This is a genomic window from Enterococcus sp. DIV1083b (genome assembly GCF_051713705.1).
Taxonomy (GTDB): Bacteria; Bacillota; Bacilli; order Lactobacillales; family Enterococcaceae; genus Enterococcus_D; species Enterococcus_D casseliflavus.
The window spans coordinates 2,942,963-2,955,579 of record NZ_JBIOQJ010000001.1; the positions used below are offsets into that span (position 1 = coordinate 2,942,963).

Below are 12,617 nucleotides of genomic sequence, written 5' to 3' on the forward strand. Positions count from 1 at the left end.
ACCTCTTTTGCTTTTTCTTTTCCCTTCGCCAAATAAAACGGTCGTTTTCTTTATTATACATGGAATTTTAGGCTATGGCGGTAGGAGTCGGGAATTTTCAAGGATAAAAAAATCCTGCCACATTGTCTAAAGACAAAGTAGCAGGAGTCAAACGATCATCACCCATGGCTTGGATTTAAAAAAATTCCTCATTATTCTTTATTGGAATTTGACGATTTCTAAACGATCAATACTTAGCGTATCAACCCCAATCTCAGACGAAAGAGTGATTTCCTGCGATCCTTTCGGTAACTTCATGCGGACTTGTAGCGGTTGATAATATTCGGAAGGATAGACATCCACCACGTGACTTGCTTGTTTCGTTTCAATCTTGACCTGAATTGGGTCATTTAAGGAGAGATAATCAGTGGTTTTGACATAGGCAATCACCAGAAATTCATCTGATTCTTCAATCTGCGGGGTAAAGATAATTTTGTCAGTCGTTGATTCAAAGCCTTGGACGACTTTCTTAGAGAGTGCTGCCTCATCTTCGACAAGCGCTAAATCACCTTCCAACAAAGCACGGCTAGCAGTTAATCGCAGTCGATTCGGCTCAGCTTTTGGCAACGCTTGAACATGCCACTCATCCAAAGGAGCTTCCAGTAGGACTTTATCCTCTTGATCCCAAACAAACTTTTGCAAGCGGATCGAACGGTCCCAGCCCGAATGATCCCACCGAGCAGCGTGATAAATCAACCAGTCTTCAGAACCATCTTTTGATTTGGCAAATCCATTATGACCAGGTCCATAGACAGTGTTTGTCTGTTGGAAAATCGGCTCTGGTTCCTTTTGCCAATTCGCTCTTTCTAGCGGATCATCAGCTATATCTAGGGTCATAAGACCAAGAGCGTAATCATTGTCCCAGCTTCCACTGGCAGAGTATACCAAATTGACTGTTTCGTCTTTGATAATCACTTGAGGGGCTTCATTGATCAATGGTGTTTGCCGCATTTCCCATTCATATTCTGGTTCTGAGATAAGCCGTTTCTCCCCAATCACTTCCGTAGGAGAGGCCATTTCTGCTAAATAAAGATTTTGCGCAACATTTTCATACCCTTCCCAGCCCGACCAAAGGAAATAGCGTTTGTCATTGATCTCTAAGACTGTTCCATCAATCGCAAATTTATCATCCATCCCTTTGATCTCTTCCAATTGCCACTCACCCATGTAAGGATCTTTTTGATGATTGACCAATGCGTACATACGATGCGTTTCTGAAGGACGATTAGCCGCGAAATACATCACCCAGCGATCATCTAAGTAATGAAGCTCGGGTGCCCAGATACTTTCAAATTCTGCTGGCATTTCCCAGACGACCTTTTTTTCACCAGCAGCAACGTGAGAGAGGTTTTCAGCACGCCAGAGCGTTAAATTATTCCCAGTCGTTTTGGTATAATAAAAGAACGCTTCCGTTTGCAAGATCCAAGGATCTGCCCCATCATTATCGATAATTGAAGTAAAATCGGACACTTCTTCCCCTGGATCAGTTCCAGTGCTACAACCGGTTATCATAAGCGCAGCAATCAAGATACTTACTCCACTGAGCCAAGCTGCTGATTTCCCCATCGGACATCGCCCCTTTCCTTACCAATCATTTTATTCTATCTGTGGTGGATGAAACTGCTCATTGATCTCTTTAATCGCTGCCAAATCAACTTTTGGTTGGCGGTCATAGGTCAGTAATCCATTGATTTCTTGTTCAACATCTGTCAACTGAGTGTAGCAATAGCCCCAGAGCCCGACAGAATCATAAACAGCTGTCATGATTCGCTGATAATCCTTCAAGAAATCTTGTTGGTTTTCCACTGAGGTATAGCCCCAACCGGGTTGCCCCGAAACATCGAAGCCAATACCGCCAAACTCGGTCAATAAAATAGGCTGATCCTGATAAGAAAATCCTCCAGCGAAAATCGGCCATGGGGTCGATACTCGATTCACCAATTTTTCTCTCGTGCTGAGACTGTCTTTGAAGTATAGATATTTTTGCCGTTCAGATTCTTGCCCATGCGCATAATTATGAATCGCACAAATATCTGTCTCCGTCATCGCCCAACCATCATTTGAAATAACCAACCGTTGCTGGTCTAGCGAATGGATAAAGTGATACATTGCTTGAGAAAAATGCTGTTGCTGACGATCAAATGATATTTTTGGCACACCCCAGCTCTCATTGATTGGTACCCAAGTAACGATCGAAGGGTGACTATAGTCCCGAGTGATGATCTCTGCCCACTCTTGCATCAAACGCATCACAGAACGATCGGTATAGATTGCCGGCGCCGCACACTCTCCCCAAACAAGAAATCCTAATTTATCTGCCCAGTATAAAAAGCGTGGGTCTTCTGTTTTTTGGTGTTTTCGGCAACCATTAAATCCCATTTCTTTGGCCAATAAGATGTCTTGTTTAAAGTCCTCATCTGTTGGTGCAGTTAACAAGCCGCTCGGCCAATAGCCTTGATCGAGAACCAACTTCTGGTAGTAAGGCTTGTTATTTAAGTAAATCATACCGTTTTCTGTATGTATTTTACGCATACCAAAATAACTTTTTAGCTGATCGATGGCATTCCCTGCTTCTCTAAGCGTCAATACAACATCAAATAATTGCGGCTTTTCAGGTGTCCAAGACCAGCCTTCGTGGTGAAAATTCGTCCGAAAAATTTCTTGCTGGAAAATATCAACTGCAAAACTCAACTTAGAAGTGATAAAGTCTGCCTTTCCGCTGGTAACTATAGCATCTTTAAAATAGATTTGATATTCTAAGACTACTTGCGGCTGTAACTGGTTCAGTTCTACATCGATCTTCACGGCGCCAGCATCAAAATCACTCGTAAATTTCACCTGTTGCAGATGGGTTTCAGCAACTACTTCAAGCCAGACTGGCTGCCAGATCCCTGTTGAGTTTGTGTACCAGATTCCTGCTGATTCTTCTTCCCAAAATTGTTTCCCCCGTGGAATGCTTTCATCAAAATGCGGGTCAAATGCTCGCACACTTAGTATTTGCTCTTGTCCAGACACTAGAGCATCCGTGATGTCTATAGCAAACGAGGTATGCCCTCCGCAATGATTTTTCACATGATTTCCATTGACAAACACATCTGCTTCATAGTCCACCGCCCCAAAATGCAAAAGGACACGACTTTTTTCAGGGACTTGCACATCGAAGGTCCGATAATACCATACAACGTCGTGCACTTCTCGATGATCAATGCCGCTCAATGCACTTTGATAGACAAAGGGAACATTGATCTTGTACGGATAGTTTGCTTCGTTTGTGTACCACTTTTCTTTTAAACCAAGATTTTGGTCATCAAAGGCAAATTGCCATTCACCATTTAAGCTTAACCAATTCTCTCTCTCAAATTGCGGTCTCGGGTATTCTTCTCTACTCATATTTCCTCCAAAAACAAATTATTTTATGCCACTTTGCAACGACATTGACGCCATAAAGCTTTTTTGCGCCACCAAATACAATAAAAAGGTAGGGATCAAGGCTAAGATTGCTCCAGCAGTTCCAATTCCCGGATAGGTCATGTATTGCCCTTGTAGCAATTGCAGCCCCGGTGTAATCGGTAATTTATCAATATCGTTTATCACGATCGATGGCCACAAGAAGTCATTCCATGAGCCAGTAAAACTAAATAACGCAACCACCGTCAATACAGGTTTGATCAACGGTAAAATGATATGATAAAAGATTTGAAACTCGTTGGCCCCATCGATCACAGCCGATTCATCCAATTCTTTAGGAATCCCTAAAATGAACTGCCGAACAAGGAAAATGTTATAAACACCTGCTGCTCCAGGAACGATGACTGCCAGAAATGTATTGGTCCAACCTAACGTATCAACGATTTTAAAATTCGGGATCAAATTGACCACCCCGGGAAACATCATCGTTCCTAACAATAAGGCAAAAATCAAATCTCTCCCCTTAAAGGTGAGTCGTGTATAGCCATAAGCCGCAAACGAGACGATCACCATAACTAACAGCGTATGTGAAGTTGAAATAATCATTGAATTCACAAACCAGCGGAACACAGGAGAAGAATCATTGCCATGTAACAAGCCCAAAAAGTTAGCCAGCGTCCAATCTTGCGGAATCAAACTGAACCCAACCTTTTGAATCTCTGCCTCCGATTTAAACGAGGTAAAAATTGCCCATATTAAAGGAAAGATCCAAATCACACAGACGATCGCTAGCAAAATAAAGGCAATTCTTTTCCCTAGTTTGTTTTCTCGCATCTTCATCCCTCCTATCTTTCCATTTTTTTGATGACCATAAATTGCACAATCGAAACTGCCATGATTACAAAACCTAGTAGAATGGCCATCGCTGAAGAAATTCCTGCAACCGAGGTACTACTACCAAAGGCATTTTCTTGGATGTACATCATCAACACGCGAGTAGAATTGTTGGGTCCGCCTCCCGTCAGCATTAGTGGCTGACCATAAATATTAAACTGAGCGATGGTCGTCATGACCGTGGTAAAAACAAGCTGGTTGCGAATACTCGGCAAAGAAATACGGAAAAATTTCGTGATACTATTCGCACCATCTAATTCTGCTGCTTCTAACTGCTCTTTGGAGACGCCATTTAATGCAGCAACATAAATAATTAGATTCCCACCTAATGTCCACCAAATCGTCACGATCAAAATAGCGATCCATGCCCATGGTTGCGTGCCTACAAAATTGATGTCGATACCGAATACTTCTTTGATCGGTCCAAAAGATTTGCTCAAAAGGAACCCCCAAATAATCATGACGGCAGAGATTGCAAATAATGTTGGCAGGTAGAGAATCGATTGAAAAAAACGCATCATTTTTGGTTTAGCAGATAATGCAACCGCTAGCAACAAGGGAATTACAATACATAACGGAACGGAGATTGCCGCAAAAAACAGCGTATTTTTCATTCCATTAAAAAATTGCGTATGATACAACGAGTCTTGATCAAACAAAATCGTTTTAAAATTATCAAACCCGACAAAAATCGGTGTACTGAACAGATCCCATTCAGTAAAAGAAACATAGATCCCAATCACTGCAGGAACTAAAAAGAATAAAAGAAAAAGGAGCATATGCGGACCAATAAAAACGATTGGCCAGCCATTTAACCTTTTTTTCATCAATACCCATCCTTCCTTGTATTTCTAGTGCAGCTCTCAACAAGAAACGACTGTGACAGCCCTTTAAGCCTCCCCATCAGAATTCCTACCCTATCAAAAAATGGACTGAATTCTTTTATGGTCGCTTTTCCTTCTGCCACAGCCTCCACGTGAGAAGATTATTTCATCTTTTCTTCTACAACTTTTTGGATCTCACCAAAAGTCGTTTGAATATCTGCTTTTCCTGTGATCATGTCCCATGAACGATTATCATATTCTCCAAAAATATACGATAAGCCATCAACTGCGTTAACAGAAATTGCCGCTTGTCCTTTTTCTGTCTTCAATAAGAAGGATTGTGGCATCTCAACATATTCTTCATTGTTTAGCATTGCTAAGGAAGTAGGATTTGCACCTGATTTGACCCACTCTAATTGGTTTGCTTGTAACCAAGTCAGAAAGTCGACCATGCCACTTTTCTTTTCATCGGAACGTTCCTCGTTCGTTTTGAACATCGCAAACTGATCGACGCCTGAACCCTGAATGATATGTTCCGCATCCCATTGAGGAGTAAATGTTTGACCCCAAGTGAAGTCACTGATTTCTTCCATATTACTTAGCATCCATGTTCCTTCTGGAAGAAAAATCAGCTGCTGGTTTGCAAAAAGTTTATTTGCATCTTCACCATCTGGGACCATGTAGCCGGCATCGTATAGATCCTTAAACTCTTGAACGGCATTGTAAGAAAACTCATTATCGATATTGATGTTTCCTTGTGCATCTTGCCATTCCCCACCCATTTGTTGGTAGAGATTCGAATAATTCTGCATGCCCCATGTATAACCAAAACTATAGATACCATCTGCTTTTGCTTTTTCCCCAGCTTGTCTGATTTCTTCATACGTCACTACGCCATCATCCAACGCTCCTGGAACATATTTATCCACCAAATCTTGGTTGTAATACATCACCCACGAACCCATGGTTGCCGGAATCCCATATTGACTATCATCCACTACACCAGTGTCCCAAGCAGCTTCTACGTAGTTTTCCCGTGCCAATTCTGTCCCATCGATCATGTCATCCCAAGTTTCAAGCATGTCTTGGTGTTTGTACGTAGGCAAAGCTTCTGAGGCGATCAAAGCCAAATCAGGGACACCTTTCCCCGATTTCCCCGCAGTCGTCAACTTTGAAGTAAAGGTGTCACCTTGCATGCTTACTAGCTTCACTTTAAAGTCTGGGTCTGTTTCGTTGTATTGATCAATCGTTTTTTTGATTTTTTCACCGTCCGGTCCTGTTGTCGAAGACCAAAGCAAAATTTCTGAATTATTACTTGAGCTACCACTCCCGCCACAAGCAGCTAACAACACTGTACATAATAAGCTTGTCCCTACTAAAACAATAGATTTACTTACTTTCATTTTTTACACTCCTTTTAATTTAACTAAAAAGTAAAATGACATCCAATTATCAATAAACATAATCGTTAGACTATCGTCAAATAATGTTTACACCGTAAAGTTACTATAAATATAAAGCGCTGTCAACATTATTTTAACAAGGTATAACCAAAAATTATATCATTTTACTATTTTGTAAATCCACAAGGTTGTGTTATAATTAAACCATCTTTTCATTAAACATTTTAGTATAACGAGGTGATCGCTATGGAATTGGATCTAACAAACGCATCTTTACCGATCTACGAAGCACTAGCAAATGAAACTCGCTTAGCGATTTTAAGAGAATTAGGCGATAAGAAGAAAAGCATCAGTGAAATTGGACAAAAATTAGCAATCAGCAATGCTTTGATGACCAAACATATCCGTAAACTCGAAGAAGCTCAGTTGATCAAAACAGAAAAAGGATCGGGGCAAGACTGGAAGAAAAAATATTTATCTCTAAAAACTGATTTCATCAATATCAATTTCCCAGCAAAAGTGTTTCCAGAAATGAATCTAACCTCCCAATCCGTGAAAATTGGCCACTTCACCGATTTTAAAGCTGAGCCTTCTTGTGGAATGGCGACCAAAGACCGCTTGATTGGCGCCTTAGATGATCCAAAATCTTTTCTGGATCAAGAACGTGTTGATGCAAGTATCATCTGGCTAAATAACGGTTTTTTAGAATACAAAATCCCAAATCCTTTGAAAAATGGTGAAAAAATCGAATTACTCGAAATCAGTATGGAGATCGCTTCAGAGTTCCCAATTTCGAATAACTATTGGCCCAGTGATCTTTCCTTTTACTTAAACAATCACTGCATCGGTAGCTACACCGTACCAGGAAACTTTTCGGATGTCAGAGGTTCTCTGACTCCGCAATGGTGGATCGATGAGTTCAGTCAATATGGATTACTTAAGCATTTACGCATCAATCGCTATGATACTTCCCTCGATGGAGAAAAATTAACAGATCACAACCTGAATGAAATCGACTTAGACCACAGTGACTTTTTCACCTTTAAAATTGCTGCACCTGCAACTGCCGAAAACGCTGGTGGTTTGACCATTTTCGGCGATCGATGGGGAAATTATCCTCAAGATTTATTGTTCAATTTTTACGTATCGGAATGACTGTTGTCGTTTCATTACACAAAAAAAGCACGTAGCGAAGAGAGATCACTCCCTCAGCTAGTGCTTTTTTCTATTCTCTTACGCTGTGGCAAAAATGCGTTCAATCAACTGCATCACTGCTCGGACTTCTTCGTTTTTAACGATAGGTTCGGCACCGTTGCGTACAACGTTGTAAAAATTCTTGTAGAAAGGTTCAAAATCCGCTTCGGTTTTCGGGAAAGGAATCTCTTTGGCTGCCAATTCCGATGGCGGTGCCATCGTTTTCGTCAAGCCAACGCCTGCTTGAACTGGTTTTGGTGCGGCCACGTCTTCGCGACCTGTTGCCTGAACCATTTCACCATTTAGATCCCAATCGGTGATGGTGGCTGTTCCTTCCGTTCCTTTGATGTACCAGCGAGGCAATTGCGTGTAATTGGAGGTTCCAACTTCCACGATTGCTTTGACCCCATTTTCAAAGGTAATCAAAGCGAAGAACCCATCATCGACTTCTTCCCCCAACACAAAGCTAAGATCCGCTTTGACGTCTTTCACTGGGCTGTCGATCAGCCATAGCATTTGATCCAGCAAGTGAACGCCCCAGTCTAAGAGCATTCCCCCGCCTTTTTTTTTCACATGACGCCAGTCTCCTGGGATGCCGTTTGCCCCTTGGACCCGTGATTCTAATTGGAACAAATCGCCGATCTGTCCATTACGGTACAGTTCGCGTACAAGTAAAAAATCAGGATCCCAACGGCGGTTTTGGTGAACCATAAAGGTATTGCCGGTTTCTTGGGCAACCGCCACGATCTCATCTAGTTCCGCAGTATTCAGCGCAACAGGCTTCTCGCAAACAACATGTTTGCCTGCTCTCAATGCAGCGATCGATAACTCTTTATGCAAGTCATTAGGTGTGGCGATCAATACTGCTTCGATCGTCTCATCGGCTAAGACTTCATCATAGCTTTTAAAGATCTTATGGCCTTTTTCTTGTGAGATCGCTTGACGTTCTTCATTGATATCGTAAGTTCCTACGATGTGGATTCGTTCGTTTTCATTTGGTAAGATATTGTGGACATGGTACGCACCCATGCCGCCATATCCGATTACTGCAAAATTGATTGCACTCATGTCTGACACTCCTCGGTTTTCTTCTTATGCCCACCACATGGATGAAGCTTCTTCACGGATCATAATCGTCTTCAAGTTGCTGATGGCACGAGTCAGTCCTTCATCAATGGACATGATTGGATCTTCATGCTCAATACTCAAGACATAATCATACCCATAAATTCTAAGTGCAGAAATAATATCTGACCAGACTTGTAAGCTGTGGCCGCAACCGACTGAACGGAAGGTCCAAGCTCGGGTTTTGACATTGCTATATGGCTGCATGTCCGTCAAGCCATGCATGTTGATATTGTCTTGGTCCAAATACGTATCTTTGGCATGGAAGTGATGGATCGCATCGGCTTCCCCTAAGATTTTGACCGCTGCCACTGGGTCGATCCCTTGCCACCATAAATGACTTGGATCCAAGTTACAGCCGATGGCTTTACCCGCAGCATCCCGCAGTTTCAACATCGTATAAGGGGTATGTGCCAAAAAGCCGCCATGAAGTTCGATCCCAATTTTAACACCAGCCGCTTCCGCTTCCGTGTTGATGCCTTTCCAATAAGGAATCAGTTTTTGTTCCCATTGATAATTATAATTGTCATCGTATTCCGTCGGCCATGGCAATACTGGCCAGTTGACTTGTGTATCTGTTGCATTTCCGCCTGAAACGCCTGAAAATCCGTTCACAACAGGTACATTCATTAAGCTGGCTAATTTGATGGTTTTGCGCAAAAGTTCATCGGCTTCTTGCGCTTCTGCTTTTAATGGAGAAATTGGGTTGTTGTGACAGCTCAAAGCTGAGATTTCCAATCCTTTATCAGCTAATTTCGCTAAGTATTCTTTTCGCTCTGCTTCACTTGCTAGTAAACGGTCAATGTCTAAGTGGGCATTGCCGGGAGAACCACCGGTACCGATCTCGACGGTTTGGAGCCCTTTTTTCGCTACTTCATCGATCATTTCTTCAAAGCTAAGTTGATTGAATAACGGGGTAAAAACACCTAATTTCATTTTCTTTCCTCCTCAATTGCTTGAAAATGCCCATATGTTGGGTAACGATTTTCTGTTGGTGCACACCAGCGAGCCGCATTTTGGATCACTTTTTGCACTTTGGGATTGTAATAGCTGGGGAATGTCTCATGACCAGGCTGGAAATAGAAGATTTTGCCATTCCCACGGCGGAATGTACAGCCGCTACGGAAAACTTCACCACCAGGGAACCAGCTGACAAAGATCAATTCATCCGGCGCTGGAATATCAAAGTGCTCGCCATACATTTCCTCTTGCTCTAGTTCGATCCATTCGCCGACTCCTTCAGCGATTGGGTGGCTTGGATTAACATTCCAGATCCGCGCATGCTGATCGTCTACCCGCCATTTCAAATCGCACGACGTTCCCATCAACGTTTTAAAGATTTTCGAAAAGTGGCCAGAATGCAAGACGATCAGTCCCATTCCTTCCCATACACGCTGCTGCACACGAGCAACGATAGCATCATCGACTTCTTCATGCGCCATATGGCCCCACCAAACCAACACATCCGTGTCAGCCAATACTTGCTCCGTCAACCCGTGTTCTGGTTCATCAAGGGTCGCCGTTCGTACTTGAAAATCATCCTCTGCTAAAAAATTGGCAATTTGACCATGGATTCCTTCTGGATACATTTTTTTGACGGTCTCATTCGTTTTTTCATGACGAAACTCGTTCCATACCGTAACATGGATCATTGGTAGACCTCCTCTACGATGTCTTTTAATTGCAGATAATCAATCCCGCTGGCTTCTAAAGGAGCGAATTTTTGAAACGCTTCCTGCTCGACGATCAGCCATGGTAGTTCTAATGCTTTAGCTGCTTCTACATACGACTTAATTGGTAAAATCCCATTGCCGATCTCGGTGCTTTCCTGCGGCTGCTCTTGCATATCTTTGATATGAACCAAGCCGACCTTCGTTTCGCGTTCCTTTAGCCAAGGTAAAATAGCCACATTTGCAAAGGCTAACCAGTAAAGGTCGGCTTCCAAACGCAGTTGCGGATTGTCTTTGATCAGTTCATCGATCATGGATTTTCCAGCAACTTCAGTAAATTCATGGGCATGGTTGTGGTAGTAGCAAGTCAGCCCTTCTGCCTGCAATTTTTGGGTGATCTGGGTCAGCTCCGCAGCAAAGGCTTGCCATTTTTCCAAAGAATCAAAGCTGGCATACGGAATCACGATTCGTTGATTGCCAATCGTTTTTTCAAAAGCGACGGTTTCTTCAAAACGATCTTGCAATGCTTCAAACGGGATATGGGAAGCCGCGACCGCCAAATCCAACTGCTCCAGCATTTCTTTGATCTGAACAGCGCTGTGTCCATGATAACCGGCAAATTCAACACCGTCATAGCCGTTTTGTTTTACTGTTTTCAACGCATCAAAAAGATTTGTCTTGCAGTCCTCTTGAATACTCCAAAGCTGTAAAGCGATTTTCGGTTTTGTCATTTGTGCTCGCTCCTTTTCTTCCAGCAGTTCTTATAGGTAGACTGGCTCACCGGTTTGCGATGATTTGTAGATCGCTTCTAGAATCTCCGTCACGACCATTGCTTCTTCAGGTTTGACCACTGGTTCGGTATCGTTGATGATCGCATGGATCCACGATTGTGCTTCTAAAATTTCTGGCGTCTCCCCGTTTCCTTCATAAAAATCAACGCCGCCTGTTTCAAGTTCGATATTTTTTTCATACAGCAAGCTGTGGTCTTCCCCATTGATGGTCAAACCGTTGTTCATATCCGCACCGGCTTTGCTACCCATCAGTGTCGTTTTGGCTTCTTTCACATCCAAGCTGTTGAGCGCCCAGCTGGCTTCTAAGAAAATCGTTGCGCCATCTTCCATGACCACAAAACCAAAGGCCGAATCTTCTACTGAGAATTTCTCTGGGTCCCAAGGGCCCCAAGCATTTGCGGCATTTTTGGTTTGCGACAACTCATGATACGCTTTTCCGACAACAAATTTTGGTTTGTAATTGTTCATCATCCATAAGGTCAGATCCAATGCGTGGGTACCGATATCGATCAAAGGACCGCCGCCTTGCGCCTCTTCATCAAGGAAAACACCCCAAGTTGGCACAGCCCGACGACGGATCGCATGAGCTTTCCCAAAATAAATGTTTCCTAATTGTCCTTCGGCGCACACTTCATGAAGATAACGAGAATCTTTTCTAAAACGGTTTTGGTAGCCGATCGTGAGTTTTTTTCCTGTTCGGTTGGCTGCTTCGATCATTGCTTTGGCTTCTGCCGCTGTTTTTGCCATTGGTTTTTCACACATGACATGACAATCCGCTTCTAGTGCAGCAATCGTCAACTCAGCATGTGAGGCGTTTGGTGTACACACATGGATCACATCTAGATCAGCTTGTGCCAACATTTCTTGATAATCGCTGAATACTTGAGCATCTTCGGTCCCAAATGCTGATTTCGCTTCAACTGCACGTTCAACCAGCAGATCACAAAAGGCAACCATTTCTACTTCCTCTACTTGAGACAAGGCAGGCATGTGCTTGCCGTTTGCGATCCCACCGCACCCAATGATTCCAACTTTAACTGTCATATCTTTCCTCCTGAAAACGCTTATTATTTTCTACCCCCTCATTATAGCGAAACATCGAAAGCAGTTCTTCCCAGTTTCCATTGAAAAAATTCCCGAAAATTATCTTATGAAACTTTAACAAAAAGAACCACTCCACAATTTATGCAAAGCGCTTAAAAAAACACTATCGAGAAAAAAATAGTGCCAGATCAACAAAAAAATAGTCGACAAGCAAAGGCTCATCGG

The 12,617-nt window shown here is 42.7% G+C and carries 11 protein-coding genes; 1 reads left to right on the forward strand and 10 read right to left on the reverse strand.

Going from position 1 to position 12,617, the window contains the following annotated elements:
- Nucleotides 1–198: 198 nt before the first annotated feature.
- From IGI69_RS13835 to IGI69_RS13855, 5 genes are all read right to left on the reverse strand, one after another.
- Nucleotides 199–1,605 carry a glycoside hydrolase family 43 protein gene (locus tag IGI69_RS13835; protein WP_270266850.1) on the reverse strand — a complete coding sequence of 469 codons (1,407 nt, stop codon included), beginning with the start codon at nucleotides 1,603–1,605 and terminating at the stop codon, nucleotides 199–201.
- Between the two features lie 30 nt (nucleotides 1,606–1,635).
- Nucleotides 1,636–3,429, reverse strand: coding sequence for a glycoside hydrolase family 2 protein (locus IGI69_RS13840; RefSeq protein WP_270266849.1), 1,794 nt, complete (start codon nucleotides 3,427–3,429; stop codon nucleotides 1,636–1,638).
- Nucleotides 3,430–3,447: 18 nt separating this feature from the next.
- Nucleotides 3,448–4,281 carry a carbohydrate ABC transporter permease gene (locus tag IGI69_RS13845; RefSeq protein WP_142965549.1) on the reverse strand — a complete coding sequence of 278 codons (834 nt, stop codon included), beginning with the start codon at nucleotides 4,279–4,281 and terminating at the stop codon, nucleotides 3,448–3,450.
- An 11-nt stretch (nucleotides 4,282–4,292) separates the two neighbouring features.
- Nucleotides 4,293–5,168 (reverse strand): carbohydrate ABC transporter permease, encoded by an 876-nt coding sequence (locus IGI69_RS13850; protein WP_016609464.1) that lies wholly within the window; start codon nucleotides 5,166–5,168, stop codon nucleotides 4,293–4,295.
- Between the two features lie 158 nt (nucleotides 5,169–5,326).
- A complete protein-coding gene (locus IGI69_RS13855; RefSeq protein ID WP_270266848.1) occupies nucleotides 5,327–6,568 on the reverse strand; it encodes an extracellular solute-binding protein in 1,242 nt (413 codons plus the stop codon).
- Between the two features lie 246 nt (nucleotides 6,569–6,814).
- On the opposite strand from IGI69_RS13855, the gene IGI69_RS13860 reads away from it, so the two are divergent.
- Nucleotides 6,815–7,723, forward strand: a complete 909-nt coding sequence (locus tag IGI69_RS13860) for an ArsR/SmtB family transcription factor (RefSeq protein ID WP_008380365.1) — start codon at nucleotides 6,815–6,817, stop codon at nucleotides 7,721–7,723.
- A gap of 78 nt (nucleotides 7,724–7,801) precedes the next feature.
- Here the strand turns inward: IGI69_RS13860 and IGI69_RS13865 are convergent, their stop codons facing one another.
- The 5 genes from IGI69_RS13865 to IGI69_RS13885 are packed head-to-tail and all read right to left on the reverse strand — an operon-like array spanning nucleotide 7,802 to nucleotide 12,392.
- Nucleotides 7,802–8,830, reverse strand: coding sequence for a Gfo/Idh/MocA family protein (locus tag IGI69_RS13865; protein WP_270266847.1), 1,029 nt, complete (start codon nucleotides 8,828–8,830; stop codon nucleotides 7,802–7,804).
- Between the two features lie 24 nt (nucleotides 8,831–8,854).
- A complete protein-coding gene (locus IGI69_RS13870) occupies nucleotides 8,855–9,823 on the reverse strand; it encodes a sugar phosphate isomerase/epimerase family protein (protein ID WP_005228209.1) in 969 nt (322 codons plus the stop codon).
- Complete coding sequence (locus tag IGI69_RS13875) at nucleotides 9,820–10,539, reverse strand: ThuA domain-containing protein (RefSeq protein WP_196043763.1); 720 nt, start codon at nucleotides 10,537–10,539, stop codon at nucleotides 9,820–9,822. Before IGI69_RS13875 ends, IGI69_RS13870 begins: the two co-directional genes overlap by 4 nt.
- Nucleotides 10,536–11,288: a sugar phosphate isomerase/epimerase family protein gene (locus IGI69_RS13880; RefSeq protein WP_196043764.1), complete on the reverse strand. Its 753-nt coding sequence runs from the start codon at nucleotides 11,286–11,288 to the stop codon at nucleotides 10,536–10,538. Before IGI69_RS13880 ends, IGI69_RS13875 begins: the two co-directional genes overlap by 4 nt.
- 30 nt (nucleotides 11,289–11,318) lie before the next feature.
- Nucleotides 11,319–12,392 (reverse strand): Gfo/Idh/MocA family protein, encoded by a 1,074-nt coding sequence (locus IGI69_RS13885; RefSeq protein WP_005228203.1) that lies wholly within the window; start codon nucleotides 12,390–12,392, stop codon nucleotides 11,319–11,321.
- Between the last annotated feature and the right edge of the window lie 225 nt (nucleotides 12,393–12,617).

Excerpts from the sequence above, each read along its gene's own strand:
- IGI69_RS13835 (WP_270266850.1), bottom strand. The coding sequence starts at position 1,605 with ATGGGGAAATCAGCAGCTTGGCTCAGTGGAGTAAGTATCTTGATTGCT.
- IGI69_RS13840 (WP_270266849.1), bottom strand. The coding sequence starts at position 3,429 with ATGAGTAGAGAAGAATACCCGAGACCGCAATTTGAGAGAGAGAATTGG.
- IGI69_RS13845 (WP_142965549.1), bottom strand. The coding sequence starts at position 4,281 with ATGCGAGAAAACAAACTAGGGAAAAGAATTGCCTTTATTTTGCTAGCG.
- IGI69_RS13850 (WP_016609464.1), bottom strand. The coding sequence starts at position 5,168 with ATGAAAAAAAGGTTAAATGGCTGGCCAATCGTTTTTATTGGTCCGCAT.
- IGI69_RS13855 (WP_270266848.1), bottom strand. The coding sequence starts at position 6,568 with ATGAAAGTAAGTAAATCTATTGTTTTAGTAGGGACAAGCTTATTATGT.
- IGI69_RS13860 (WP_008380365.1), top strand. The coding sequence starts at position 6,815 with ATGGAATTGGATCTAACAAACGCATCTTTACCGATCTACGAAGCACTA.
- IGI69_RS13865 (WP_270266847.1), bottom strand. The coding sequence starts at position 8,830 with ATGAGTGCAATCAATTTTGCAGTAATCGGATATGGCGGCATGGGTGCG.
- IGI69_RS13870 (WP_005228209.1), bottom strand. The coding sequence starts at position 9,823 with ATGAAATTAGGTGTTTTTACCCCGTTATTCAATCAACTTAGCTTTGAA.
- IGI69_RS13875 (WP_196043763.1), bottom strand. The coding sequence starts at position 10,539 with ATGATCCATGTTACGGTATGGAACGAGTTTCGTCATGAAAAAACGAAT.
- IGI69_RS13880 (WP_196043764.1), bottom strand. The coding sequence starts at position 11,288 with ATGACAAAACCGAAAATCGCTTTACAGCTTTGGAGTATTCAAGAGGAC.
- IGI69_RS13885 (WP_005228203.1), bottom strand. The coding sequence starts at position 12,392 with ATGACAGTTAAAGTTGGAATCATTGGGTGCGGTGGGATCGCAAACGGC.